Annotated in this window: 25 protein-coding genes and 1 tRNA gene; 10 read left to right on the top strand and 16 right to left on the bottom strand. The window is 64.4% G+C overall.

The features are described from left to right. Window positions 1–183 precede the first annotated feature (183 nt). On the top strand, window positions 184–1023 hold the full coding sequence (locus ABIA40_RS30230) for an outer membrane protein (protein WP_275500466.1): 840 nt from the start codon (window positions 184–186) through the stop codon (window positions 1021–1023). 36 nt (window positions 1024–1059) lie between these two features. Here the strand turns inward: ABIA40_RS30230 and ABIA40_RS30225 are convergent, their stop codons facing one another. Both ABIA40_RS30225 and ABIA40_RS30220 read right to left on the bottom strand, forming a co-directional pair. Then, complete coding sequence (locus tag ABIA40_RS30225) at window positions 1060–1686, bottom strand: GNAT family N-acetyltransferase (protein WP_157286008.1); 627 nt, start codon at window positions 1684–1686, stop codon at window positions 1060–1062. 96 nt (window positions 1687–1782) lie between these two features. Continuing rightward, window positions 1783–2418, bottom strand: a complete 636-nt coding sequence (locus ABIA40_RS30220; RefSeq protein ID WP_271543411.1) for a TetR/AcrR family transcriptional regulator — start codon at window positions 2416–2418, stop codon at window positions 1783–1785. A gap of 318 nt (window positions 2419–2736) precedes the next feature. Here ABIA40_RS30220 and ABIA40_RS30215 point away from each other — a divergent pair, with 318 nt between their 5' ends. The 3 genes from ABIA40_RS30215 to ABIA40_RS30205 are packed head-to-tail and all read left to right on the top strand — an operon-like array spanning window position 2737 to window position 6305. After that, the gene (locus ABIA40_RS30215) at window positions 2737–3540 is read left to right on the top strand and encodes an SDR family NAD(P)-dependent oxidoreductase (protein WP_271543413.1); all 804 of its coding nucleotides are present in this window, start codon (window positions 2737–2739) and stop codon (window positions 3538–3540) included. 38 nt (window positions 3541–3578) lie between these two features. Next, a complete protein-coding gene (locus tag ABIA40_RS30210) occupies window positions 3579–4709 on the top strand; it encodes a DUF5938 domain-containing protein (RefSeq protein ID WP_404544875.1) in 1131 nt (376 codons plus the stop codon). Window positions 4710–4766: 57 nt separating this feature from the next. Then, window positions 4767–6305 carry an AMP-binding protein gene (locus ABIA40_RS30205; protein ID WP_404544873.1) on the top strand — a complete coding sequence of 513 codons (1539 nt, stop codon included), beginning with the start codon at window positions 4767–4769 and terminating at the stop codon, window positions 6303–6305. Window positions 6306–6513: 208 nt separating this feature from the next. Here the strand turns inward: ABIA40_RS30205 and ABIA40_RS30200 are convergent, their stop codons facing one another. The 11 genes from ABIA40_RS30200 to ABIA40_RS30150 form a co-directional block, all read right to left on the bottom strand. Beyond that, window positions 6514–7434: an FAD binding domain-containing protein gene (locus ABIA40_RS30200; protein ID WP_404544870.1), complete on the bottom strand. Its 921-nt coding sequence runs from the start codon at window positions 7432–7434 to the stop codon at window positions 6514–6516. Further along, window positions 7431–10118 (bottom strand): molybdopterin-dependent oxidoreductase, encoded by a 2688-nt coding sequence (locus ABIA40_RS30195; protein ID WP_404544868.1) that lies wholly within the window; start codon window positions 10116–10118, stop codon window positions 7431–7433. Before ABIA40_RS30195 ends, ABIA40_RS30200 begins: the two co-directional genes overlap by 4 nt. Beyond that, on the bottom strand, window positions 10115–10777 hold the full coding sequence (locus ABIA40_RS30190) for a TetR/AcrR family transcriptional regulator (protein ID WP_404544866.1): 663 nt from the start codon (window positions 10775–10777) through the stop codon (window positions 10115–10117). The genes ABIA40_RS30195 and ABIA40_RS30190 overlap by 4 nt, the downstream gene beginning before the upstream one ends. A gap of 365 nt (window positions 10778–11142) precedes the next feature. Next, on the bottom strand, window positions 11143–11415 hold the full coding sequence (locus tag ABIA40_RS30185; protein ID WP_007598581.1) for a DUF1150 domain-containing protein: 273 nt from the start codon (window positions 11413–11415) through the stop codon (window positions 11143–11145). Between the two features lie 50 nt (window positions 11416–11465). Continuing rightward, on the bottom strand, window positions 11466–11891 hold the full coding sequence (locus tag ABIA40_RS30180) for an Hsp20 family protein (protein ID WP_025032962.1): 426 nt from the start codon (window positions 11889–11891) through the stop codon (window positions 11466–11468). Between the two features lie 338 nt (window positions 11892–12229). After that, entirely contained in the window at window positions 12230–13318 is a 1089-nt protein-coding gene (locus tag ABIA40_RS30175) for a sn-glycerol-3-phosphate import ATP-binding protein UgpC (RefSeq protein WP_404544864.1), read from the bottom strand. Between the two features lie 108 nt (window positions 13319–13426). After that, complete coding sequence (gene ugpE / locus ABIA40_RS30170) at window positions 13427–14275, bottom strand: sn-glycerol-3-phosphate ABC transporter permease UgpE (protein ID WP_404544861.1); 849 nt, start codon at window positions 14273–14275, stop codon at window positions 13427–13429. Beyond that, window positions 14275–15156, bottom strand: coding sequence for a sn-glycerol-3-phosphate ABC transporter permease UgpA (gene ugpA, locus ABIA40_RS30165; RefSeq protein ID WP_157285998.1), 882 nt, complete (start codon window positions 15154–15156; stop codon window positions 14275–14277). The genes ugpE and ugpA overlap by 1 nt, the downstream gene beginning before the upstream one ends. A gap of 49 nt (window positions 15157–15205) precedes the next feature. Next, window positions 15206–16522 carry a sn-glycerol-3-phosphate ABC transporter substrate-binding protein UgpB gene (gene ugpB, locus ABIA40_RS30160; protein ID WP_404544859.1) on the bottom strand — a complete coding sequence of 439 codons (1317 nt, stop codon included), beginning with the start codon at window positions 16520–16522 and terminating at the stop codon, window positions 15206–15208. Between the two features lie 327 nt (window positions 16523–16849). Then, window positions 16850–18052: a CaiB/BaiF CoA-transferase family protein gene (locus ABIA40_RS30155; protein ID WP_036009143.1), complete on the bottom strand. Its 1203-nt coding sequence runs from the start codon at window positions 18050–18052 to the stop codon at window positions 16850–16852. 177 nt (window positions 18053–18229) lie between these two features. Beyond that, the gene (locus ABIA40_RS30150) at window positions 18230–18655 is read right to left on the bottom strand and encodes an organic hydroperoxide resistance protein (RefSeq protein ID WP_036009140.1); all 426 of its coding nucleotides are present in this window, start codon (window positions 18653–18655) and stop codon (window positions 18230–18232) included. A 155-nt stretch (window positions 18656–18810) separates the two neighbouring features. Between ABIA40_RS30150 and ABIA40_RS30145 the strand changes: the two genes are divergently transcribed. Then, window positions 18811–19269, top strand: a complete 459-nt coding sequence (locus ABIA40_RS30145) for a MarR family winged helix-turn-helix transcriptional regulator (RefSeq protein ID WP_157285996.1) — start codon at window positions 18811–18813, stop codon at window positions 19267–19269. Between the two features lie 4 nt (window positions 19270–19273). Here the strand turns inward: ABIA40_RS30145 and ABIA40_RS30140 are convergent, their stop codons facing one another. From ABIA40_RS30140 to ABIA40_RS30130, 3 genes are all read right to left on the bottom strand, one after another. After that, window positions 19274–19510 (bottom strand): GIY-YIG nuclease family protein, encoded by a 237-nt coding sequence (locus ABIA40_RS30140; protein WP_271543430.1) that lies wholly within the window; start codon window positions 19508–19510, stop codon window positions 19274–19276. Between the two features lie 157 nt (window positions 19511–19667). After that, window positions 19668–19743, bottom strand: a tRNA-Ala gene (locus ABIA40_RS30135). A 97-nt stretch (window positions 19744–19840) separates the two neighbouring features. Then, window positions 19841–20248, bottom strand: coding sequence for a TIGR02300 family protein (locus ABIA40_RS30130; protein ID WP_036024433.1), 408 nt, complete (start codon window positions 20246–20248; stop codon window positions 19841–19843). Between the two features lie 158 nt (window positions 20249–20406). Here ABIA40_RS30130 and aroA point away from each other — a divergent pair, with 158 nt between their 5' ends. From aroA to ABIA40_RS30105, 5 genes are all read left to right on the top strand, one after another. Then, a complete protein-coding gene (gene aroA / locus ABIA40_RS30125) occupies window positions 20407–21744 on the top strand; it encodes a 3-phosphoshikimate 1-carboxyvinyltransferase (protein ID WP_404544856.1) in 1338 nt (445 codons plus the stop codon). Continuing rightward, window positions 21741–22379 (top strand): (d)CMP kinase, encoded by a 639-nt coding sequence (gene cmk / locus ABIA40_RS30120; protein WP_271543432.1) that lies wholly within the window; start codon window positions 21741–21743, stop codon window positions 22377–22379. Before aroA ends, cmk begins: the two co-directional genes overlap by 4 nt. A gap of 266 nt (window positions 22380–22645) precedes the next feature. Then, window positions 22646–24352: a 30S ribosomal protein S1 gene (gene rpsA, locus ABIA40_RS30115; RefSeq protein ID WP_036009120.1), complete on the top strand. Its 1707-nt coding sequence runs from the start codon at window positions 22646–22648 to the stop codon at window positions 24350–24352. A gap of 374 nt (window positions 24353–24726) precedes the next feature. Next, window positions 24727–25707: a signal peptide peptidase SppA gene (sppA, locus tag ABIA40_RS30110; RefSeq protein WP_157285992.1), complete on the top strand. Its 981-nt coding sequence runs from the start codon at window positions 24727–24729 to the stop codon at window positions 25705–25707. A 172-nt stretch (window positions 25708–25879) separates the two neighbouring features. After that, window positions 25880–26185, top strand: a complete 306-nt coding sequence (locus tag ABIA40_RS30105) for an integration host factor subunit beta (RefSeq protein ID WP_124162406.1) — start codon at window positions 25880–25882, stop codon at window positions 26183–26185. The last annotated feature ends 34 nt before the right edge of the window (window positions 26186–26219 follow it).

The raw sequence follows: 26219 nt of genomic DNA, 5'->3' as shown, positions 1-26219 counted from the left end.
CATCCGACGATCGGATAGTTCAGCCTGGAGCGCCGTCATCAAGCTTAAGGCGCCGTGTCGCGTTGTGTTCAGACAGTACTGAGTTACCAAATGTGTCGGAGTGTTGCTGTCCGAATACAGCGCGCGGAAGTCGGCCGATGTACCTTGCCGAAGATTTCTATGCTGATTGCTTTGGGGTGATGAATGAAACGACTGCTGCTGGCGACGTCGGCTCTGATTCTCGCAGGCTCTGCTCAAGGTGCCGATCTGGGAGCTCGTCCCTACACGAAAGCGCCGGTTGCGGCGGCCGTGCCTTTCAGTTGGACCGGCTGCTATATCGGAGGTCACGTCGGCGGCGGTGCGAGCCGAACGGGCTTCACGGATCCCGGCATCGGAACGGGGGCGGTCATCGCGCCTGCAATGACCATAGGCAATGTGCCTGGTGATCGCATTGGGGTAAACGGAGACGTCGGAGTTGTCGGAGGCATTCAGGCTGGTTGCGACTACCAATTTGCCAGCAACTGGGTGATCGGGATTGCCGGCGATTTCACGGCCACCGATCTTCACGGCACCGCCAACGATCCCTTCTTTGCCGGAAAGACCGGTGCGCCCGCCACTCTGTCGAGCCGCACCGACTGGGTCGCCAGCGTCACGGGTCGGATCGGCTACACATGGGATCGCTTGCTCGTTTACGGCAAGGGCGGCGTCGGGTTTGCGCATGACCGGTACAATCTGAACAATTTCGCGACGATTGGCGGCTTCGTTTGTCCCGGTGTGGGATTCCTCGTTTTTGAGCCCTGTAATTCCAGCGCCAGCACCGATCGTGTCGGTTGGGTGGCAGGTGCCGGTGTCGAGTGGGCCTTCGCCCCGAACTGGTCGGCCTTGATCGAGTACACTCACTACGGCTTCGACAGCAAGCGCGTGGGGTTCGCCAATCCAGTCGCCGCCACCACCGCGTTGATCGATATTCGTCAGGACATCGATATCGTGAAGGTGGGCATCAACTATCGGTTCGGCGGGTCACCCGTCGTCGCGAAGTACTGATTGACCGCTTAAGCAGACAAAGGGAGCGGCCGGGGCTCAACCTCGCGCCGCTTCCATGCGATTCACGATCCGCTGTCCGATCGGGCTCTTCAACCAGGCCTGGAAACCGGGCCGGTCCCAGGTCATCCGACGCAGCGCCAGAAGCGATCCATCTGTGTGCGATCGCACCGGTTTTTCGGGTTCGGGCTCGAGCGTCCATCCGAGCTTCGACAGATATTGAATGGTCGTCTGATTGCGCTCCAGCACGAAGGCGCGGATGCGGCTCAGCTTGAGATCGTCGAATACGAACCTGAGCAGCGGAATGAAGGTGTTCACCGTCGCTCCGGAATTGCGGTGCTCCTTTTCTCCGATCACGGCGCTGACGAGCGCCTCGCTCGCCGCCGCGTTGATGTCGAGGCGGATGAAGCCGACATGGATGCGGCTGCCACGCTCGAATATCCCGAGCAGGAGCCGTTCGCGCTGATCGAAGGATTTGATGTAGTCGGCGATCTCCGCCTTGGTCATCGCACGCGGTGACGTGTTGAGGACATGCACCGTCCAGGGATCGGACAACCAGTCCGCCCAGCGCTGCGAGGCGTCATCGCGCTTTATGGTGCGCAGAAAATAGCGCCCGGCCGGAAACCACAATTGCTGCTTGGGCAGACGTTCGACTTTCGGCGGCATGCCGCATCTAAGCAGTTTCGAGTCGGACGATCAATTTGGATGGCGCAACGTGCAGCTCTCGAGCGGCGACGCCGTCGTGGGCGCCGCTTCCGCGCTTCAGCAGACCGTCGGCAGCAGGCGCCGGACTTCGTCGAGCAGTTCGGGGACCGCCCTCTTGTCACCCGAGAGGTGCTTGAGCAGCGCACTCTGGAATAGACCGTCGAACAGCGCGTAGAGCGCGCCTGGCGACGACGCCGGCCGCTTGCCGCCGAGCTCGGCATAGCGAGAGGCAATGCGCCAGATCATCGCTTCCAGGCTCTTGTCGATCTCGAGGACATCCTTGCGAAACGCCGCCTCGAACATCGCCTGCGAGCGCAAATCGTACCAAAGCCGGTGCATGCGGGCTTCGTTCTGCAGCGTTGCTGCGAGCTTGGCGAGGAAGCCCTCCGTCAATTCGTCGCGGCTCGTTGCTGTCGCGACGACCTCGTCATAGCGCGTCACGCACTTGGCCTTGTAGTGGCGAACGCAGCAGCAGATCAGGTCGAGCTTGTCGCTGAAATAATAGTGGAACACGCCGTGCGTGAACGCCGAGTTCTGCGCGATCTCCCGCAGGCTGGTCCGGGCGAAGCCGAGCTCTCCAAGCGTTTCGAGCGCTGCCTCGGCAAGCTCGATGCGTCGCGCGTTGAACTTGTCGTCCCGCACGATCTCCGCCACGGCCTCCCGCTTCGCCGCTCCTGTCGCTTGCCGCGCCATCGTCGCGCTGTCTCCCGTCTCTTGGTCACCACGATCACGTCGTCGGTCATCGTCTACAGACCATCCTCTTTGACAACTGTCAAATTTTTTCCTTGACAACTGTCAAGTTCCGGGAGGAGTGTGCGCGCCAAGAAATTTGGACAGTCGTCAAGACGCCAGCAAATGGAGGAAATGCACCCACCGGCGCCGCGCCGCCGGAACGGACTCGCATGCCGTTGCGCAAACCGCGCCGGCACCGTGCTGCCAATGCCAGCACGCACCGATCATCAGCGAACAGATCAGTCCAAAAGATCAGTCCAAGCAAAGGGAGGACGTGCGATGAGTGAGAAGAGCCTTGATGGCCGCAAAGCCCTGGTCACCGGCGGAGCCCGCGGGATAGGAGCGGCGATTGCAGAAGCACTGGCGCGCTCCGGTGCGGCGGTCATGATCGGCGACATTCTCGATGACGTCGGCAAGGACAGCGCCGGCCAGATCGCCAGGCTCGGTGTGAAGACCGGCTTCGTGCATCTCGATGTCGCCGACGATGCGCAGTGGGAGAAAGCGACTGCTGCGACGGTCGCCACCCTCGGCGGCTACGACATCCTCGTCAACAATGCCGGCATCGAGATCACGTCGCTGGTCAGCGAGATCAGGGCCGAGGATGCGCGGCGGATGTGCGACGTCAACATCGTCGGCACCGTGCTCGGCATGAAGCACGCCTTCCGCGCGATGCGGCCGGGCGGAGCGGCGGGCAAAGGCGGCGCGATCGTCAATATCGCGTCTGTCGCGGCGACGATCGCCTTCCCGAGCATCTCGGTCTATTCCGGTACGAAATCCGCGGTCGATCGCATGACACGGGTCGCTGCGATGGAGGCCGGCAAGCTCGGTTATGGCGTGCGCGTCAACTGCATCTATCCCGGCTTGATCCCGACCGACATGGGCCTGCAGCTGGCCAACGACATCGTCAAGATCGGTCTCGCGCCCGACGTCAACGCCGCGGTCGGCTCGGTCGTGGAGCAGACGCCGCTCGGCAAGCTCGCGGAGGTCGGCGACATCGCCAATGCTGCGGTGTTCCTGTGCTCGAACGAAGCCCGCTTCATCACCGGCATCGGACTGCCGGTCGATGGCGGCATGGGAATGTGAGCTGCAAACCCGACAACGAACATTTCGGAGGAACGACAATGAGCGCGAAGAAGCCCGTCATCGTCTATGGCGCGTCCGGCTACACCGGCCGGCTGGTCTGCGAATACTTACGCGAGTACAACATCCCCTTCATCGCCGCCGGACGCAGCGCGGAGAAGCTCAACGCCGCAATGAAAGCGAATGTGGCCGGCATCGAGACCGCCGACTACGAGGTGGTGGAAGTGCCGCACACCGTGAGCGCACTGACGGAGTTGTTCAACGGCGCCTCGGTGGTGCTCAACACCGTGGGCCCCTTCGCCAGGTTCGGCGGCGAGGTGGTGCAGGCCTGCTGGGCGTCCCGATGCCACTACACCGACACCACCGGCGAGCAGGACTGGCTGATCACGCTCGAGCAGGAATGGGGTACGAAGTTCGCCAATGCCGGCCTGCTGCTCGCGCCGGGCATCGCGCAGATGTACACCACCGGCGAGATTGCCGCGCAGCTGTGCCTGGAGACGCCCGGCCTCGACACGCTCGATATCGCCGTGTTCTGGGGCGGCAGCCCGACCATCGCCTCGACACAGACCATCCTGGTCAACGCCGCGATGGCAAAGGCCTACTATCTGGAGCAGAACAAGTATGTCGAGCATCAGGTGGATGCCGGCCTCTACAACCTCGCCATCCCCGGCCAGCATGAGCTCGCACTGGCGCTGCCCTGGGGCGGCACCTCGCACCCGGTGTGGTTCAAGCGCGATCCGCGTGTCGCCAACGTGAAGGTGCTGGGCGGCGTGTTCAACCGCGCGCTAATGCTGGGCGTGCCGCAGATCGTCGCCGCCGCGCTGGAGGCGACCAAGGACATGAACCCCGACGACCGCTACGCCGCATTGGCGCAGACCGCCGCCGGCGTGATGAACACCATGCCGCCCCGCGAAAACCCGCGCGTCAACAAGTCGCTGGATTCGGTGCATGCCTCCGGCCCATTGGGGCGCGCGCACTGCGTCATCAGCGGCAACAGCAATTACAAGCAGACCGGCTTGTTGCAGGCCTATGCCGCGGCGCACCTGCTGCAGCAGCCGCCCAAGCGCGTGGGCTTCGCCTCCGGTTGCCAGGCGTTCGGTCACCACGAGCTCCTCGGGCAGCTGCGCAGCTTCGGGCTGGTCAGCAGACCGATCCTCACCGTGAACGACTGAGCAAGATCACGGGTGGCGCGGCCGCGCGCCACCCGCCAGCTGCTTCCGGGATTGATCATGCGCTTCATCGATTACCTCGACAAAGGTGCCTCGCTGGGCGCTGATGCGCCGTGCCTGACCATGGACGGTCGCGATCTCAGCTATCGCGAGGTGCAGCAGCTGAGCTACCGCGTCGCGCGCGGGCTCGCGCGATCGGGTATTGCTGCCGGCGAGAAGGTCGCAATCCTTTCCGGCAACGATCCGGTCGCGTTTGCATGCGTGTTCGGCATTTCCCGGGCGGGCTCGGTTTGGTGCCCGATCAATCCGCGCAACGAGGCGGCCGAAAACCGGCTCGTCCTCGACCAATTCGACTGCAGCCTGCTGCTGTTTCATTCAAGCTTCGCGCCGATGGTCGAGGCGGTGCGGGCGGAGCTGCCGAAGCTGCGTGTCCTCGTCTGCCTCGATCGCGAACTGCCCTTCGCGCCCTCGTTCGACAGCTGGCTCGCTAGCCTTCCGATCGACCAATATCAACGCGAGACGGTCGACGATCTCGCGATGATTCCCGGCACCGGCGGCACCACCGGAAAGCCGAAGGGGGTCATGCTGTCGGGTCGCAACATCGAGGCCATGACGGCACTGACGCTGATGGGCTATCCCTTCAAGGGTCGTCCGGTCTATCTCGCGCTCGCGCCGTTGACTCATGCGGCCGGTGTGCTGTGTTTCCCGATCATGGCGCTCGGCGGCCGCATCGTGATCATGCATCGCCCTGACATCGCCGAATTTCTCGATTTGATCGAGTGCTACCATGTCACGCACACCTTCCTGCCGCCGACATTGATCTACATGCTGCTCGATCATCCCAAGCTCCACTCCGCGAAGCTCGGGTCTCTGCAATGCTTCTGGTACGGCGCGGCACCGATCTCGGCCGCACGGCTTGCGGAGGCGCTGCGGCGCATCGGGCCCATGGCGCAGTTGTTCGGTCAGACTGAAGCGCCGATGATGATTTCGATGATGGCACCTGACGAGCATTATAATGCCGATGGAACTATCGCGATGGAGCGCCTCGCCTCGGCGGGGCGGATCAGCCCGTTGGTGCAGGCCGGCATCATGGATGGCGACGGCAATTTGCTGCCGACCGGTTCTCGCGGCGAGATCGTGGTTCGCGGCTCGCTGGTGATGCAAGGCTATTACAAGAATCCCGAAGCCACGGCGGAGGCCTCCGCGCATGGCTGGCACCACACCGGCGACATCGGCTACATCGACGACGATGGCTACCTCTACATCGTCGATCGCGCCAAGGACATGATCATCACCGGCGGGTTCAACGTCTACTCGATCGAGGTCGAGAACGCGCTGCGGGCGCATGAGGCGGTCCAGGATTGCGCCGTGATCGGCCTCGCCGACGCGAAATGGGGTGAGCGTATCGTCGCCGTGGTGCAGCCCCGTGCCGGCCAGAGCGTCGACGCGACGGCGCTGGCGGCGTTCGTCAAGCAGCGGATCGGCAGCGTCAAGACACCGAAGCAGATCGAAGTCTGGGACGATCTGCCGCGGTCCAAGGTCGGCAAGGTGCTGAAGCCGGATATCCGCGCGCGGCTGGCCGGCCGCTCAGGCGGTTAGAGCGTGATGGGTGTAGGTTGAATCGATCGCCACGTGCTCGGTGCAAACCTCTCCCGCTTGCGGGAGAGGTCGCGCCGAAGGCGCGGGTGAGGGCTTTCTCCTCTTGCGGGCTATCCCACTGCGGAAACACCCTCTCCCCAACCCTCTCCCGCAAGCGGGAGAGGGGGCGCACTTATGTTGTAGCAATCAAACCTGGTCTCATCACTCTCTAGCCCGAAAGCCGCTCCAGCACGTCGCGCACCAGCCCTTGCAGGAGATCGAGCTTGTAGGCCGTCATCGGCAATGGCTTGGCACCCGAGCTCGCCGCTTTCGCCGCTTCTGCGATCGATGCCGCATTGGCAACCTTGCCGCTGAGCTGGACCTCCACGGCGGTGAGGCGGAGCGGCACGGGCGCGACGCCGCCTGCAGCGAGACGCACGAGCTCGAACTTGCCGCCGGCGATGACGACGCGGGCGCAGAGCTCCACCAGCGGCCATTCCGCATAGGTCCGGCTGATCGCCCGCTTGTAGGACGCGCGCTCGCCTTGAAGCGGAGCAGGAAGCGCAATGCTCTTGATCATCTCGCCTGCTGCGAGCGTATGATCGGCGTGCGCGACCGAGCCGTCGCCGAGCAGGCCGGCAATCGTCAATCCGCTGCGCCGGTCGGTGGTGATGGTCGCATCATAGGCGAGCAGAGCCGCCGCCATGGTCGAGGGATGCGGCGCGACGCAGGCGCCGAGATCGAAGGCAACGCCATAGAGATGATTGCCGGACCGGGCAGGGCAGGTGCTGCCGCCTTTCTTCAGGCAATCGATGTCGGCCCGGCGGAAATACCAGCAGCGTGAACGCTGCGCGAGATTGCCGCCGAGCGTTGCAACCTGGCGCACCTGTGGCGTGGCCAGCCCTTGCGCGCTCGCCGCAATACCGGGATAGGCGGCGGCGATGCGCGCGTCGGCCGCGATCGTGCCGATGGTGGTGAGCGCGCCGATCTGGGCTGCTCCGTCGGCGTCCCAGCTGATCGTCTTGTCGCCGGCGCCCGAGATATCGATCAGCATTCCCTGCGACACGCCGCTGCGGCGGCGTTCGCTGAAGTCGGTGCCTCCGGCGCGGAATTCAGGCGTGGGATTGGCGGTCATGACGGCGACACTCATGCTGCATCCCTCCCTTTCAGCGCGGCCACAAGACGATCGGGCCGGAACGGAATTTCAGTCAGTCTCACGCCGATCGCATCGCGGATGGCGTTGGCGATCGCGGGCGAGGTCGGCACGGTGGCGACTTCGCCGATGCCGACGCTGCCGCCCGGCACATGCTCGAAACCGGCTTCGTCGAAATGCACCTCCAGTTTCGGCATGTCGGCAATCCCTGGGATGCGGTAATCCTCCATGCTGCCGCTCAGGACGTGGCCGCTCAAGAGATCGGTCTCCCGCGACTCATAGAGTGCGTAGCCGATGCCCTGGATCACCGCGCCCGCGGCCTGGCTTCGGGCCAGCGCCGGCGCGGCGAGCTTGCCGACCGCGAGGCCCGTATAGGCGTTGAGCACGCGCACATGGCCGAGCCAGGTATCAACCTCGACTTCCATCACCTGCACCGAGCTCGGCACGCCGGCGCCGACCACCATGTGGCTCATCAGACGCAGCACCCAACCGAACACCCGGCCCATGATGCCCGCCTCGTGCAGCGCGGGCCTGACGCCGGGCGGCGGCTTGCCGTCCTCCTGGCGTCTCGCCGACACGGCGATATCAGGGGAAGCCGCGATCATCTCGCGCCACGGCGCGTTCGAGCCCGGAGCAGGTGTGCGAGACGCGGTGCGCTTGATTTCCGCTTTCAGCTTCTCGATGGCGAGCAAGGTCGGCGGCACCACCGAGGCGGTGACGCGGCTGCCGCCGGAGCCCGGTCCCCGGGGCAGGCTGGAGCGGCCGATGCGAACGTCCACATCCTGCGGCTCGAGATCGAACGCCTTCGCGACGGTGTTGGCGATCACGCTGCGCGTGCCCGTGCCGATATCCTGTACCGCGCAGCTTGCGACGATGCGGCCGCCCTTGATCGCGAGTTCGACCGAGGAGCCGGTCTGCCAGAGATACAGCCAGTAGCCGGTGGCGACGCCGACGCCGCGCCGGTAGCGGCCGGTTTGCGAGGCGGCCGGCTTGCGGTTCTTCCAGACGTCGAGGCCGGCAGCCCAATCGTACAATCGCTGGCGGTTGGGATCGGGGTCCCAGAGCTTGCGGAGGTGAATCGGATCCATCTTCATGCGCAGCGCCGCTTCGTCGACCGCCTGCTCTAGCGCAAACGACATCGGCGGACCGCCGGGGCCGCGGAACGGCGCGCCGGGCGGCAAATTGCTGAGCACGTCGAAGTCGACGAGCTCCTTGGCTTCGGCCGGATAGATCAGCCGCGCCAGACCCGCGATCAGCGAGTTCACGGCGGCGCCGGTGTCGGCATGGGCGGTGAGCGACAGCGCCTTGAGGCGGCCTTCCGCCGAAGGCAGCAAGGACAGCTTCAGCTCGGCGGCCGGACGATAGCCGGTGACGGAAAGCTCCTCTTCACGATCGAAGGCAACACGCACCGGCGCCTTCGCGGCGCGCGCAAGCTCGATCGCGGCGATGGTCTCCAGCCCCAGGCTGCCCTTGGAGCCGAATCCGCCGCCGACATGATCGGCGATCACACGCACCTTGTCGTGCGGAAGGCCATAGCGCTTGGCGATCTTCTCCATACTCTCGTGGATGGCCTGGGTCGAGATGTGCACAATGAGCTGATCGCCATCGAACCTGGCCACGGCGGCATGTGGTTCGAGGCTTGCGTGCTGTTGCGTCGAGACGCGGAAGGTTTCCTCGACCAGCAGCGGATTGCGTTGCTGGCGCGCCTCGTCGAGCCAGCTCCTGGCCTGCTTGGCCTTTTGCGAGAACGGCGCCGAAGGCCCGCGCACATTGCCCTTCCACGACACCGGAGCGCCGCCTGCGCCCTCGGACACGTTGCCGGCACGCTTGCGGTCCTTCTTTTCGAACACGACCGGCGCATCGTCGCGTCGCGCTGCATCGAGCCCGATCACGGCGGGCAAAGGCTCGGGCTTGAAGGTGATCGCGGCGATTGCCTTCAGTGCGGTGCGGCGATCCTTGGCCGCGACGGCTGCAATCGGCGCACCGACGAAGCGGACCATGTTGTCATCGTCGAGCAGCGGAACGACCGCGGCAACACCGGCCATGGCGCGCGCCGGCGCCAGATCAAGCCCGGTGATCCTCGCATGCGCGACGTGCGCGCGCAGGATGACGCCTTCGAGCTGGCCGTCATGGTGGATGTCGACCGTGTAGCGGGCGAGGCCCGTCACCTTGTCGCGGGCTTCCAGCCGCGGCGCAATGGGTTCGTTGCCGTCGAAGCGACCCGAACAAGCCTCCGCTACCGCGCGAAAAATGCCTTCATAGGCGCCGCAGCGGCAGAGATGCCCTGAGAGCGCGGCGGCGATCTCCTCGCGCGAGGGTGTCGCCGCGCCCTTGGTCGCGCGCCAGCCGTCATGGAAGGCGGCGGCTTCGACGACGAAGCCGGGCGTGCAGAAGCCGCATTGCAGGGCGTCGTGCGCCATGAACGCCTTCTGCACCGGATGCAATCCGGCGCTACCTATGCCCTCGATGGTCGTCAGCGATTTGCCGGCGGCCGCCTGCGCCGGCAACAGGCAGCTCACGACCGGCGTGCCGTCGAGCAGCACGGTGCAGGCGCCGCAGACGCCGGAGCCGCAGACGAGCTTGGTGCCGGTGAGGCCGCCGTCGCGGATCACGTCGATCAAGAGCGCATCCGGATCGTCCGGTAGCACCAGAGGCCGTCCATTGATGGTCGTGCTGGTCATTTTCGAACTCCCGTTTTGCGGAGGGACTTCTTTGCCGACGGCGCCATCGCGCCGGCGATCAGCATGCGCAGCATGGTCTCGAGCTGCTTCAGGAACGCGTCGACCGGCTGCATGGCGGGGAAAGCGGATTTGGTGCCGTGGATCGCCATCTCGACGCAGCGCGCGAGCTCGCGCACGCTGACGCCGCTTTCGAGCTTGAGCTTTCGCTTGCGGCACACCCGCGTGATCGTGGTTGCGATCTCCTCGGTGAACCGGCTGGAATAGCTCTGGTAGAGGTCGCGCGCCTGCGCGAGGTGCTCGGAAAACAGCTCTTCGGTGTGGGGCGAATCCTTGAGCGAAGCGAGCAGCGACTGCATCCGCGCGCCGATCTCGGCGACCAGGATGTCGGCAAGCTCGAGGCCGGATTCTTCCGCCGCCTTCGCGGCCGCGATTTCGGCAGCGAGCCCCTGCGCGTAGATCCGCTCGAGCACGGCGCGAAACAGCGCCTCCTTGGAGGCGAAGTGATGATAGAGCGCCTGCCGCGTCAGTCCGGCTTCCTCCGCCGCCTGCTCGATCGAGGAGCGGCGGAATCCGTGGCGCCGGAACACGCGCAAGGCGGCGTCGAGGATCCGGTCCTGGGGAGGGGCCTTGGCCTGCATTTTGTCAGATTTGACAAACACGAACGAAATGTCAAATCACGGATTGATGACGGTCTCGTGCGCGGCAAAAGGCAAGGCTTCCCCGCACATCGCATTTGAATTTCGAAAGGCCGTCATGCCCGGGCTTGTCTCGGGCATCCACGTTCTTTGCGCTACGTGGAAAGGCGTGGATGGCCCGGACAAGCCCGGCCATGACGCTGTGGACACAGTCGGTGTCCCAGCCACGACTAACATGCGATTGCCCTGCGCACGCGGGCGGGGACGTCGCCGAATCCCGGTTGGCTGCCGATGGCGACGCGAACACCTCGCCGCCCAATTGAAAACGGGCACGCCTTCCTGCGAAGGCATGCCCGTTTGAAACTCTCTTCCTGCGATGCGCGCGTGCTTTAGTGCACGCTCACGGCCTGCAGCTCGTTGCTCCAGGCGTTGGCGATCGCGGCTTCGCGGCTGTCGGTCAGCATGATCGGCGTGCCGTCGGCGGCGTGGAGCGCGAAAAGCTTGAGGCCCGGCGCGATCTTGGGCGCCTCGGGGAACAGGCCCGGCACGTCCTCGGAGCGGATCTGCTTCACATAGGCGATATGGCCTTCGCCCAGGGTTGCCAGCGTCTCCGGAGAGACGTTCTTGGCTTCGTATTCGAACGCAACGTGACCTTCACTCATGGTCTCGACTCCTCTGGAACACTAAGCGGTCGAGTCCGCTACTCGTTCCATTATTCGTGCTCATTGATAGCGATTGTCTTAACGATCCGCTCCGGTTCAGGCCGGGCCAGATCGATCGACAACAACCCGTTCTTCAGATCCGCACCCAGCACCAGCATCCCCTCCGCCAGCACGAAGGTGCGCTGGAAGTGGCGCGCGGCGATGCCGCGATGGATGTATTGCCGGGATTTGTCGTCCTGCTGCCGTCCGCGGATCACGAGCTGGTTTTCCTCAATGGTTACATCGAGTTGGTCGCGCGTAAATCCGGCGACCGCCAGCGTGATGCGCAAACGCTCGGGCTGGCCGTCCGTGCGGTCGCACCTCTCGATATTGTAGGGAGGATAACCGTCGGCGCCTTTGACGACCCGATCGAGCACGCGCTCGATCTCGTCAAAGCCCAGCAGGAAGGGACTGGAGAGCGTTGGAACACGAGACATAGTTTACAAAGTCCTCGCAGAAGCGACTTTGGTGTGTCGGGGCCCGTCGTGGCACCCCTTGATCAGCAATATGGGCATGTTCCCCTGTGGGTTCAAGCAGGTAGCCGGGAGGCTGTGGACGGGCCGATTCCGCCTTCGATAGGCTCGACATGGCCTCAGCTGCGTCATGGCCGGGCTTGTCCCGGCCATCCACGACCTTGCTTGGCAGCACCGAGAGCGTGGATGCCCGGGACAAGCCCGGGCATGACGGATCCGCGAGAATTCTCCAACGAAAACAAACCCCTTTCTACTGTGCATGGGGTTGTTTTCGCACTTTTGTCGTCGGGCCCCGGAGCCGCTCAGCTCTTAAGCCGCGTCCGCCCGTCGTCACTGAACAGATGCAGCTTGGCCCGCACCGCCGCGACCCGGATCCTCGCGCCGATGGCGGGCGCCTGGGTTCCGGGAATGCGGACGATGACCTCACCGGGTGGCAGCTCGCCGGGCGTGGCGGCGACGCGCTGGTCCTCCTGCTCGCGGGAGCCGTAGACGAAGGTCTCGGCGCCGACGCGCTCGATCGCTTCGACGGTGAGCGGCAAGGCGACGCCGCCGGCCGGGACTTCGTCGGTGATGACAAAATCCTCTGGGCGGATGCCGACGATGCCGGCGTCGGCTGCGGCGCTGCCGGCGAGCTGCGACCGGATCTCCTCGGGCCGCGTCGACATCAGGTTCATCGGCGGTGCGCCGATGAAGGAGGCGACGAAGGTCGTGGCCGGCTTCTCGTAGATATCAAGCGGATTGCCGACCTGCTCGACCTGGCCGCCGTTCATCACGACAAGAATGTCGGCGAGCGTCATCGCCTCGAGCTGGTCATGGGTGACGTAGATCGACGTCGTGTTGAGCCGGCGCTGCAATTTGCGGATCTCGACCCGCATCGCGATGCGCAGCTTGGCGTCGAGATTGGAGAGCGGCTCGTCGAACAAAAACACTTTCGGCTGGCGCACGATGGCGCGGCCCATGGCGACGCGCTGGCGCTGGCCGCCGGAGAGCTGGCGCGGCTTGCGCTCCAGCATGGCGGAGAGCTCGAGCACGCGCGCGGCTTCTTCCACGCGAGTCTTGATCTCGGCCTCGGCCATGCCACGGTTACGCAGGCCATAGGCCATGTTGTTGTAGACGCTCATATGCGGATAGAGCGCGTAGTTCTGGAACACCATCGCGATGTCGCGATCGGCGGGCTCGACCTGGTTGACGACGCGGCCGCCGATGTCGATCTCGCCGCCGGTGACCGTCTCCAGTCCCGCGACCATGCGCAGCAGCGTGGACTTGCCGCAGCCGCTTGGTCCGACCAGCACGCAGAACTGTCCGTCGCCGACATCGACGTCGACGCCCTTGATGGCCTCGAAGCCGCCGGGATAGGTCTTGCGGACGCTGCGCAGGGTGACGTTAGCCATGGGTTGCACCGGCGAATAGCGAGTAGGGAATGGCGAATGGGGACTTGTTAGCACGCAAGGCGGACGCAGCGACCCCATTCGCCACTCGCCATTCACTATTCGCCATCTTCACTTTTCCGTCTCGACCAGGCCGCGCACGAACAATTTCTGCATGGCGACGACGACGACCACCGGCGGCAGCATGGCCAGCACGGCGGTTGCCATCACGATCGGCCATTCGGTCAGCGCGTCGGTGGTGGTGATCATCTTGCGGATGCCGATCTGGATGGTCTGCATGTCGTCGCGCGTGGTGATCAACAGCGGCCAGAGATACTGATTCCAGCCGAGGATGAACAGGATCACGAACAGCGCCGCCATGTTGGTGCGCGACAGCGGCAAGAGCGTATCCCAGAAGAAGCGGAAGGGGCCGGCGCCGTCGATGCGCGAGGCTTCCAGCAATTCGTCCGGCACCGTCATGAAGAATTGGCGGAACAGCAGCGTCGCGGTGGCCGATGCGATCAGCGGCAGCGACAGGCCGGCATAGCTGTCGAGCATGTGCAGGTCGGCGACGATCTTGTAGGTCGGATAGATGCGCACCTCGACGGGCAGCATCAAAGTGATGAAGATGATCCAGAAGATCGCCATCCGGAACGGAAAGCGGAAATAGACGATCGCATAGGCGGAGATGATCGAGACCGCGATCTTGCCGAGCGCGATCAGCATCGCCATCACCAGCGAGTTCAGCATCATGTTGCCGACCGGCTCGCGGGTGGAGCCGCTCGTGCCGATGAAGATCGTCTTATTGTAGGTTTCGAGAAAATGGCCACCCGGCAGCAGCGACATCTGCCCGTTGGCGATCACCGCGTTGTCCTGGGTTGAGGCCACGAAAGCGAGATAGACCGGGAACGCGACGATCGCGATCCCGATCCAGAGGATGATATGGGCAATGTAGCGCCGAAAGCCTTCTTCCTCGACCATCAGTAGGTCACCTTGCGTTCGACGAAGCGGAACTGGATGCCCGTCAGCACGATGACCATGATCATCAGGATCACCGATTGCGCCGCGGAGCTGCCGAGGTTGCCGCCGAGCAGGCCGTCGGTATAGACCTTGTAGACCAGCGTCTCCGTCGACTTGCCCGGACCGCCGCGGGTCATGGTGTCGATGATGCCGAACGTGTCGAAGAAGGCGTAGACGATGTTGACGACCAGCAGGAAGAAGATTGTCGGCGACAGCAGCGGGAAGATCACGGTCCAGAACCTGCGCATCGGGCGGGCGCCGTCGATCGCAGCCGCCTCGATCACGCTGCGCGGGATGCTCTGGAGGCCGGCGAGGAAGAACAGGAAGTTGTAGGAGATCTGCTTCCAGGCGGCCGCCATGATGATCAGGGCAGCTGCCTGATTGCCGTCGAGCAGCGGATTCCAGTCGATACCTAGGGTGCGCAAGTAGCGCGCGAGCACGCCGAGCGAAGGGTGCAGCATGAAGATCCAGAGCACACCGACGACCGGCGGCGCCACCGCATAGGGCCAGATCAGCAGCGTGCGGTAAAGCGTGCCGCCACGCAGCGGCTTGTCGGCCATGACCGCGAGCAGCAGCGCGAATGACAGCGACGAGATCGCGATGGCGAACGAGAAGAAGAAGGTGCGGACGATCGCCTCGAAATAGGCGCGCTCCTTGAACAGGTCGATATAGTTCTCGAACCAGACGAAGCTGGTTGACAGGCCGAAGGCGTCCTGGAGCAGGAAGGACTGGATCACCGCCTGCAAGGCCGGCCAGTAGAAGAATATCAGGACGATCGCGAGCTGCGGCGCAACCAGCGCATAGGGCAATAGCTTCGATTGGAAAATGGCTTGCTTTTGCATGATGCCTGCGGGGGCGGCAGGCCGGTTGACCGGCCTGTCGCTTGTCGCCTTACTTCACGGCGGTCTTTTCGAACTGGCGCAGCATGGTGTTGCCGCGCTCGACGGCCGCGTCCAGCGCCTGCTTGGCCGTCTTCTTGCCGGCCAGCGCCTGCTCGATCTCTTCCGCCCAGACGTCACGGAGCTGCACCATGTTGCCGAGGCGCAGGCCGCGCGAGTTCTCGGTCGGCTCCTTGTTGGTCAGCTCGAGCAGCGGCGTTTCCAGATAGGGCTGGTCCTTGTAGAAGCCATCCGCCTTGGCCTTGTCATAGGCCGCCTTGGTGATCGGCAGATAGCCCGAGGCCTTGTGGATGTAGACCTGGCGATCGGTGTCCGAGAGGAAGGAGAAGAATTTGGCGACGCCCTTGTAATCGTCCGCCGGTTTGCCGCCCATCACCCAGAGCGAGGCACCGCCGATGATCGAGTTCTGCGGCGCGCCCTTGGCGTCGGGATAATAGGGCATCGGCACCGCAGTGAAGGCGAACTTGGCCTGCGCCTTCACGTTGCCGAAGAACGCCGACGAGGTCAGGTAGAGCGGGCATTCGCCCGACGTGAAGCGGCCTTCGCCGGTGTTGGTGCGGCCGGCATAGTCGTAGGTCTTGTCCTTCTGGAGCTCGACCAGATTTTCGAGATGCTTGACCTGGAGCGGACCGTTGAAGGACAGCACGGTGTCGAAGCCGTCGAGACCGTTTGCCTTGCTGGCGAGCGGCACGTTGTGCCAGGCGGAGAGCTGCTCGAGATTGACCCAGGTGACCCAGGAGTTGGAGAAGCCGCAAGTGGCGTGGCCGGCCGCCTTCAGCTTCTTGGCGGCGTCGAACACTTCGGGCCAGGTCTTCGGGATCTCGACATTCGCTTTCTTCAGCGCGTCGAGGTTGACCCACATCACCGTCGAGGACGAGTTGAAGGGGAAGGACAGCATCTCGCCCTTCGAGGTCGAGTAGTAGCCGGTGATCGCGGGCAAGTAAGCCTTCGGATCGAACTTCTCGCCTGTCTCGGCCATCAGCTTGTAGACCGGCTTCACTGCGCCGGTCGCGGCCATCATGGTGGCGGTGCCGACCTCGAACACCTGCATGATGTGCGGCGCGTTGCCGGCGCGGAACGCGGCGATGCCGGCGTTCATCGTGTCGGCGTAGTTGCCCTTGTAGGTCGGGATCACCTTGAAGTCGCTCTGCGTGGCGTTGAAGTCGTTGGCGAGCCTGACGATGACGTCGTTGTTGGCGCCGGTCATCGCGTGCCACCACTGGATTTCGGTCACTGCGAGTGCCGGCGAGACGCCGAGACCAATTGTGAGTGCGACGGCCGCCGCCGCGCCAAAATGTCGAAGAGCCATCAAGAAAACCTCCCTTGCCCGTCACTAAAGAAGCGCTTGCGCTAGCAGCGCCACATGACGTTCACATGACTGTGTAAGCGGGACAAACGAAAGCAGCAAGCGCTGCCAAATGGGAAGTCGTCAAATAGGCCAAGACGGAGCCGTCAGCCGACTCCGTTCGCGCTGCACATGCGTGCGCGCGCCGCAGTGCGGCATTGAGATGAGGCACTATCGCGCCGGGTGAGGGTTCTATCCTCTAGGGGATTGTCCCGGTGCGGAGACACCCTCTCCCCAACCCTCTCCCGCGAGCGGGAGAGGGAGCGCACCACCGTTGACGCTCGCCTTAGCTCAGCGTTTCCGCTCGGGACCGCAGACCGTGCCCTTTTCGACCATCGCGTCGATCTCGGCCTTGGAGTAGCCGAACTCGCCCAGCACCTCGGCCGCGTGCTGGCTGAATTTCGGCGGCACGCGGCGCAGGCTCGGCTTGCTGCGGTCGAGCCGGATCGGCGAAGCCACGCCCTTGTACCAGTCCTTCTCGATAATATCGCCACGCGCGATCGTGTGCGGGTTGGTCAACGCCTGGTCGATCTTCTGCACCGGCCCCGCGGGCAGGCCGGCCGCGAGCAGGCGGTTGCACAGCGGCTCGGCCTCGTGCTGGCTGAACACGGCGGCAAGCTCGGCGCGCAGCGCCTCGCGATTGGCGATGCGGTCCTTGTTGCGGGCAAAGCGTGGATCGGTGCCGAGCTCGGGCTTGCCGATCTCTTTCGCCAGCTTGCGGAAGGTGCCGTCATTGCCGACGCCGATGAAGATGTTGTCGGTCTTGGTCGGGAAGATCGCGTAAGGGACGAGGTTCGGATGCTCGTTGCCGGTGAGACCAGGCGGCTTGCCATGCATGAAATAATTCGCGGTGTGCGGATGCATGATGGCGAGGCCGGTCTCGTACAGCGTCGTCTCCAGGAACTGGCCCTTGCCCGACCGCTGCCGCTCCGACAGCGCCATCAGGATGCCGATCGCCGCATAAAGTCCGGTGGTGATGTCGACCAAGGGCACGCCGATCCGCATCGGCCCGCTCTCGGGCGAGCCGGTCGCCGCGATCATGCCGGTCATGGCCTGGATGATGGCATCATAGCCGGGGTTGCCGCCGCGCGGGCCGTCGGCGCCGAAGCCGCAGATCCGGCAATGCACGAGGCGGGGATATTTCTTGCTGAGGACGTCGTTGCCGATGCCCCATTTCTCCAGCGTGCCCGGCTTGAAATTCTCGATCAGGACGTCGGCGGTCTCCAGCATCTTGAGCAGCACGATTCGGCCGCCCTCGGAGGCGAGGTCGAGGCCGATCGAGCGCTTGTTGCGGTTGATGCCGACGAAATAGGCCGCATCCTCTTCGTGGAACGGAGGGCCCCATTCGCGCACCTCGTCGCCCGCGGGCGGCTCGACCTTGATCACGTCGGCGCCGTGGTCGGCGAGGATCTGGGTGCAGTAGGGACCGCCGAGCACGCGCGTGAGATCGATGACGCGCAGTCCGCTCATGGCGCCCGTTGCTGCTTCAGTCATGCCTTCGCTTCCCTGTGTCGATCATTGGATCACAGGCCTAGCGAGGTTTGTTTGCGCCAGCAATGGCGCCGAGCGTGGAGCCGTATGCGCCGCCGTGCAGCCATGCCGCGGGGTGGCAAATTTCCTCGTAAGTGGCCGGCCCGAGGAGGCCCCGGGCCAGCCGATCCGCGCTGCCGATCAGACCACCGTCAGGCGAACGTCAACGTTGCCGCGCGTGGCATTGGAGTACGGGCACACCTGGTGCGCCTTCGCCACCAGCGCCTCGGCATCTGCACGGGCAAGGCCCGGCAGCGAGACCGCAAGGTCGATATCGAGGCCGAAGCCGCCCTCGGAGCGAGGGCCGATGCCGACGGTCGAGGTGACCGAGGCATCCGCAGGCACCTTCGGGCCGCCCTGCGAGGCCACGAACTTCATCGCGCCGATGAAGCAGGCGGCATAGCCGGCCGCGAACAGCTGCTCGGGATTGTTGCCAGCGCCGCCGCCACCGCCGAGCTCCTTCGGCGTGGTGAGCTTGACGTCGAGCGCGCCGTCGAGGGTCGCAGCATGGCCGTCGCGGCCGCCGGTGGCCTTGGCGCTGGTCTTGTAGAGGACGTTCACAGACATTTTCGTCTCCTCGGGTCTTTCCGGGTTGGGGTGCAAGCTTTATCGCAGACAATTAGATTGCGCGCAATCTAATTCGTCGCGCCTCACATTTAATTGTTCGCAATTGAATGTGCCGCCGGCCGGGCCCAGAATGAGAGAAACGCGCGAGATTCGTCATGGCCCGGAAATCAACGGTGGTAGACCCGCTTCGCCTCGACAACCAGATCTGCTTTGCGGTCTATTCCGCCACGCACGCCTTCAACCGCGTCTACAAGCCGCTGCTCGATCGGCTCGGCCTGACCTATCCGCAATATCTGGTCATGCTGGTGCTGTGGGAGCGGGACGACGTGCCGGTCAAGGAGATCGGCGAGAAGCTGTTCCTGGATTCGGGCACGCTGACGCCGCTGCTCAAACGGCTCGAGGCTGCCCATCTCGTCAGGCGCACCCGCTCGCGCGAGGACGAGCGCCAGGTCCTGATCGCCCTGACGGCGCAGGGCCATGCGCTGAAGGAGAAGGCGCGCAACGTGCCGCAATCGATCCTGGCGGCGTCGGACTGCTCGGTGTCAGAACTGGTCGCGATGAAGGACGAGATCGTGGCGCTGAGGGATCGGCTGAATGCGGTGATCGGGGAGTAGGGGGCTAAAGCCGCTTCTTGGCGAAGGCGCGGCCTGATGCCGACTTCAAGTACTTTTCGAATGCGACGGCCTGCTTCTCGTCGCTGAATGCGACGTAAGTCTTGAGCCGCCAAGGTCCGTATTTCGAAGTGTGGGGCACCTCGCCAGCATTGTGCTTTGTCAGTCGGGCGCGGAGGTCGTCGGTGATCCCGACGTAGAAATGGAGGGAATCGAGGCTCTCCAAGATGTAGACGTACTTCATCGCACTCCCCCCGGTTGTCGAAGAGAGTTTACACCCGCCCTTGTTTTGCTGAAGCCCGGCTTCGCCCTTCGGGCTACGCCGCGGCAGCCTTCGCTAGCTTCGCCACGAGGGAGCGGAGCTGGCTTGCCGAGCCGAAGCTGGCGAAGCCAGCGAAGGCTGGTGGAGCCAGGCGGGATCGAACCGCCGACCTCTTGCATGCCATGCAAGCGCTCTCCCAGCTGAGCTATGGCCCCTTAGTCCAGATGGGAGGATCCTGGGGGACCCGTCCCGGCCGGCGAGCGCTCTAGGCGACTCGCGCGGTGCACCCTTTTTCACAGATCAGGGCTGATCTCAAGTCTCTTCATCACCGCCGACATCACCAATGATGTCGGTCACGTCCTCATCGCCCTCTTCCTCGTCGGCAATGAAGGTCGAATCGTCGTCATCATCGTCGTCGAGGGTCTCGTCGACCTCGATATCGTCCTCCGATTCGGGCACGACCGCCTTGACCTTGCCGGTGTTCTCCTCGGCATCGGCCTCCTCGAGCGAGACCAACTCCTCGGCCTCCGCCGGCTCCGGCGCGTTGTCCTGGGCCATGTTGCGGGCCTCGGCGGCACGGGGGCCGCGGGCAGGAGCGACCGGGGCGATCGGCACCACTTCGCCGGTATAGGGCGAGATCACCGGATTCTTGTTGAGGTCATAGAACTTCTTGCCCGTGGTCGGGCAAATACGTTTGGTTCCGAGTTCGGACTTGGCCACGGCAGGAATCCTGGGAATGTCTGAAAAGCGGTGCTTCACTTGGCTAGTTGGCGGCCCGCTGTCAATAGCGCATTACGGGAGAACGACATGCCCGTGACGGGGCGCGGACCATGTGGTACCTGCGCGCCAGCCCACCGGGCCTATTCAAGGACACAATCTTGACCCATTCCGACCAACCGAGGCCGCTCCAGTCTCGCGCCAGCGGTCCCCTGACCGGGAAAGTACGGGTGCCCGGCGACAAGTCGATCTCCCACCGCGCCCTGATCCTGGGCGCGCTCGCGGTCGGCGAGACCAGGATTTCGGGCCTGCTCGAGGGCGAGGACGTCCTCAACACCGCCAAATCGATGCAGGCGCTGGGCACCAGGGTCGAGCGCACCGGCGATTTCGCCTGGACTGTCAACGGCGTCGGGGTCGGAGGCTTCGCCCAGCCCAAGGCAGCACTGGATTTCGGCAATTCCGGCACCGGCTGCCGGCTGGTCATGGGCGCCGTCGCCGGCTGCCCGATTTCGGCGGTGTTCGACGGCGACGCCTCGCTGCGCAGTCGTCCGATGCGCCGGATCCTCGATCCCCTGGAAAAGATGGGAGCCAGGGTCACCGCCGGCGGCGAGGGCGGGCGCCTGCCGCTGACCCTCCAGGGCGCGCGCGACCCCCTGCCGATCGTCTACAAGACCCCTGTCGCCTCGGCCCAGATCAAATCCGCCGTGCTGCTGGCGGGCCTCGCCGCTCCCGGCACCACCACGGTCATCGAGACCGAGGCCAGCCGCGACCACACCGAGCTAATGCTGAAGCATTTCGGCGCCGACATCACCTCGGTCCAGGAAGGCCGGCACGGCCGCCGCATCACGCTGGTGGGCCAGCCCGAGCTGCATGGCGCCAATGTCGTGGTGCCCGCCGATCCCTCTTCGGCCGCCTTCCCGATCGTCGCGGCGCTGATCGCGGAGGGCTCCGATGTCGTGCTGTCCGACGTCATGACCAATCCGCTGCGCACCGGGCTGTTCACCACGCTGCGCGAAATGGGCGCCTCCATCGAGGAGAGCGAAGTGCGCGGCGATGCCGGCGAGCCGATGGCGCGCTTGCGCGTGCGGGCGTCGAAGCTGCGCGGCGTCGAGGTGCCGCCCGAGCGCGCGCCGTCGATGATCGACGAATATCTGGTGCTGGCGGTGGCGGCGTCGTTCGCCGAAGGCACCACGATCATGCGCGGCCTGCAGGAGCTGCGTGTCAAGGAATCCGACCGGCTTGAAGCCACGGCCGCCATGCTGCGCGTCAACGGCGTCAAGGTCGAGGTCTCCGGCGACGATCTGATCGTGGAGGGTCGCGGCCACGTCCCGGGCGGCGGCACTGTCGCCACCCATATGGACCATCGCATCGCGATGTCCGCGCTGGTGATGGGCTGCGCCTCCGATCAGCCCGTGACCGTCGACGACACCGCCTTCATCGCCACCAGCTTTCCGGATTTCATTCCGATGATGCGTTCGCTAGGGGCCGAGTTCTCATGATCATCGCCATCGACGGGCCCGCGGCTTCGGGCAAGGGGACGCTCGGCAAGCGTCTCGCCCACCATTACGGCTATCGTCATCTCGATACCGGCGTGATCTATCGCGCGGTCGCCTATGCCCTGATGCAGTCGGGGCACGATCTCAACGACGAGGCGGCTGCGGTGCAGGCCGCGCTGGAGCTCGATCCCGAAAAGTTCGGCAATCCTGCGCTGAAGACCCAGAAGGCCGGCGAGGGTGCCTCGATCGTCTCGGCAATCCCTCGGGTTCGCGAGGTTCTGGTCAATTTCCAGCGCCAGTTCGCGGCCGATCCGCCCGGCGCCGTGCTCGACGGCCGGGATATTGGAACCGTGATCTGTCCCCATGCCGACGTGAAGATCTTCGTGGTCGCCGACCCCAGGGTCCGCGCGCGGCGCCGCACCATGGAGGCCAAAGCGCGGGGCGAGGAGGCGGACGAGGCGGCCGTGCTCGCCGACATCCTCCAGCGTGACGAACGTGACAAGAATCGGTCGATTGCGCCTTTGAAACCGGCCCCGGATGCTTACTTGCTAGATAACTCCCAACTGGATATAGAAGGCGGCGTCCGGGCCGCCATCGACATTATCGAGGCTGTCCGAGCGGGCCGGTCGCGGGGTTAAGCCGCCGCCGTCATTGGAGGAAGTGCCCGCTCCCGCTCTTTGAGGTCGATACGCTTCGTCCCGGTTTCGGGACCGGCGCGATCCAGGTTCCGGACAAGCTTTCAACGTATCGAACGCGCGGGCCTCAGCCGGCCCGCTTCCGCTGTTCTGGTCGCTAGATCGGGGCAACGAGCGGTCGCTCGAAGGTCTTGCGGACCTTCCGACACTGCGCGCGCGATGCGCCCATGAACCCAACGGCCGGCAAGACATCCGCAACTGGAGAACAAATGGCTTCGACTTCTGCTGATACCTATAGCCCGTCGCGCGATGATTTCGCCGCGATGCTCGACGAGTCCTTTGCAGGCGGCAACCTGCAGGAAAGCTCCGTCGTCAAGGGCAAGGTGGTTGCAATTGAAAAGGACATGGCCGTCATCGACGTCGGCCTGAAGACCGAGGGCCGCGTCGCGCTGCGCGAATTTTCCGGCCCCGGCCGTGAGAGCGACCTCAAGGTCGGCGACGAGGTGGAAGTGTTCCTCGATCGCATCGAAAACGCCCTCGGCGAAGCCGTGCTGTCGCGCGACAAGGCGCGACGCGAAGAGAGCTGGGGCAAGCTGGAGAAGGCGTTCCAGAACAACGAGAAGGTCAACGGCGTCATCTTCAACCAGGTCAAGGGCGGCTTCACCGTCGACCTCGACGGTGCCGTGGCCTTCCTGCCGCGCTCGCAGGTCGACATCCGTCCGATCCGCGACGTTGCGCCGCTGATGAACAACTCGCAGCCGTTCCAGATCCTGAAGATGGACCGCCGCCGCGGCAACATCGTCGTGTCCCGCCGCACGGTGCTCGAAGAGACCCGGGCCGAGCAGCGCCAGGAGCTGGTGCAGAACCTCGAAGAGGGTCAGGTCATCGACGGCGTGGTCAAGAACATCACCGATTACGGTGCGTTCGTTGACCTCGGCGGCATCGACGGCCTCCTGCACGTCACCGACATCGCGTGGCGCCGCGTCAACCACCCGACCGAGGTGCTCTCGATCGGCCAGACCGTGAAGGTCAAGATCATCAAGATCAACCACGAGACGCACCGCATCTCGCTGGGCATGAAGCAGCTGCTGGACGATCCGTGGCAGGGCATCGAAGCCAAGTACCCGCTGGGTGCCCGCTTCACCGGCCGCGTCACCAACATCACCGACTACGGTGCGTTCGTCGAGCTCGAGCCGGGCATCGAAGGCCTGATCCACGTCTCCGAGATGTCGTGGACCAAGAAGAACATGCACCCCGGCAAGATCGTGTCGACCTCGCAGGAAGTCGACGTGCAGGTGCTGGAAGTGGATTCCGTCAAGCGCCGCATCTCGCTCGGCCTCAAGCAGACCATGCGCAACCCCTGGGAGGTCTTCGTCGAGAAGCACCCGACCGGTTCGGTGGTCGAGGGCGAGGTCAAGAACAAGACCGAGTTCGGCCTGTTCCTGGGCCTCGAGGGCGACGTCGACGGCATGGTCCACCTCTCCGATCTCGACTGGAAGCTTCCGGGCGAGCAGGTGATCGACAACTACAAGAAGGGCGACATGGTGAAGGCCGTGGTGCTCGATGTGGACGTCGAGAAGGAGCGCATCTCGCTCGGCATCAAGCAGCTCGAAGGCGACCCCTTCGCCGAGCCGGGCGATGTCAAGAAGGGTGCGGTCGTGACCTGCGAAGTGCTCGAAGTGAAGGAAAGCGGTATCGAGGTGAAGATCGCCGGTACCGACTTCACCACCTTCATCAAACGCTCCGAGCTCGCCCGTGACCGCAACGACCAGCGCGCCGAACGCTTCGCCGTCGGCGAGAAGGTCGATGCCCGCGTGATCCAGTTCGACAAGAAGGCCCGCAAGGTCCAGGTGTCGATCAAGGCGCTCGAAGTCGCCGAAGAGAAGGAAGCCATCGCGCAGTACGGCTCCTCGGATTCGGGTGCGACGCTGGGCGACATCCTCGGCACCGCGCTGAAGAACCGCGACAGCAAGTAAGCGAAACGCAAGTTTTGCTGCATCAAGGCCCCGGCGCGAGCCGGGGCTTTTTTGTTGCTGTCTCCACGAACTCCGCTGTCGTCCCGGACAAGCGACGCGAGGCGGAGCGCCGATCCGGGACCCATAACCCCAGGGAGGAGTTTGACGAAGACTCGGAGTTGCCAGCTCGCCTCGACGACTCCTCCTTGAGGTTATGGATCCCCGCCCCCGTGCGCAATTGCGCGCACTAGGCGGGGATGACGACTGAGTCTGCGGCGACTTGCTCGCCCCACACCAGGCCTTGTTTTCTTCAAATTGGCCCGCAATTGATGTATCGAGATAAGCCAATGGTCACGCCGTGACGGCACAACGCGCCTTCATTTGGAGATATTCCGATGTCGCTGGATTCGGACATCATCGTCGATCGCCGCAGGATCCGCCGCAAGCTGACGTTCTGGCGGGTGACGGCGGCACTGATCGCGATCGCGGCGATTGCAAGCTTCGCGCTGATTGCGACGCCCGGTGCACGCGGCACCCTCGCATCCGCCGGCTCGATCGCGCGCGTCCAGATCGAGGGATTGATCCGCAGCGATTCCGACCGCACGCAGGCGCTGGAGCGGCTCGAGAATTCGCAGGCCGCCGCCGTCATCGTTCACATCAACTCGCCCGGCGGCACCACCGCCGGCTCCGAGCAGCTCTATGACTCGCTGGTCCGTCTCAAGGCGAAAAAGCCGCTGGTGGTGGTGGTGGAGGGGCTGGCCGCCTCCGGGGGCTACATCACCGCGATTGCGAGCGACCACATCGTCGCCCAGCAAAGCTCCCTGGTCGGCTCCATCGGCGTGCTGTTCCAGTACCCCAACCTCTCCGAACTCATGAAGACCATCGGCGTCAAGGTCGAGGAGGTGAAGTCCTCGCCGCTGAAGGCGGCGCCCAACGGTTTTGAGCCGACCAGTCCCGAGGCGCGCGCCGCGCTCGATGCGCTGGTGAAGGATTCCTATGCCTGGTTCAAGGGAATGGTGAAGGAGCGGCGTGGCATGGATGACACGCAGCTCGAAAAAGTCGCCGACGGCCGTGTCTTCACCGGGCGCCAGGCGATTGATCTGAAGCTGATCGACCAGATCGGCGACGAGAAGACGGCCGTGACCTGGCTGGTCGAGCAGAAGGGCGTCAAGAAGGGGCTACCGGTGCGCGATTACAAGCTTCAGCCGCGCTTCGGCGACCTGCCGTTCCTGAAGACCGCGGCCGCATTGACGCTGGAAGCGCTCGGTTTGGGCTCGATCGCGCACCAGATCGGGCAAACCGGCGTCGCGCAGGCTGTGGATCGGCTCGGAATGGATGGAATGCTGGCCTTGTGGCAGCCAGCTGCGTCCAACTGACCGTCGGCAGGCGAGTTCCAGAGCTTTTTCGCGTCTGACGCGTGCTGGTGAAGCCTGCTTTTTCGGCATTTGTCACGCATTTTCACGACGCCCATCCTTGATTTAGCGTCTTGACAGATCACGGTATTTTCACGGAAATGGTCATCCGCACGCTCCCGGGTCCTATCTCTCGATGATCAAATCCGAACTTGTTCAGCGTATCGCCGAGCACAACCCGCATCTGTACCAGCGGGATGTCGAGAACATTGTGAATGCGATTCTCGAAGAGATCGTAGCGGCGCTTGCACGCGGTGATCGCGTGGAGCTGCGCGGCTTCGGTGCCTTCTCGGTCAAGCACCGCCCTGCGCGCGCAGGGCGCAATCCACGCACCGGCGCCCATGTGCCCGTCGATCAGAAGAGCGTTCCGTTCTTCAAGACCGGCAAGGAGATGCGCGAGCGGCTGAACCGCGACCATCCGGATCCCGGCGGCGCAGACTGAAGCGCGATGTGAGCGCGCTTTGGGGTTTTTCGCG

Source organism: Bradyrhizobium sp. USDA 223 (genome assembly GCF_044909005.1).
Classification (GTDB): Bacteria; Pseudomonadota; Alphaproteobacteria; order Rhizobiales; family Xanthobacteraceae; genus Bradyrhizobium; species Bradyrhizobium yuanmingense.
This window is presented reverse-complemented; position numbering and strand designations above follow the sequence as displayed.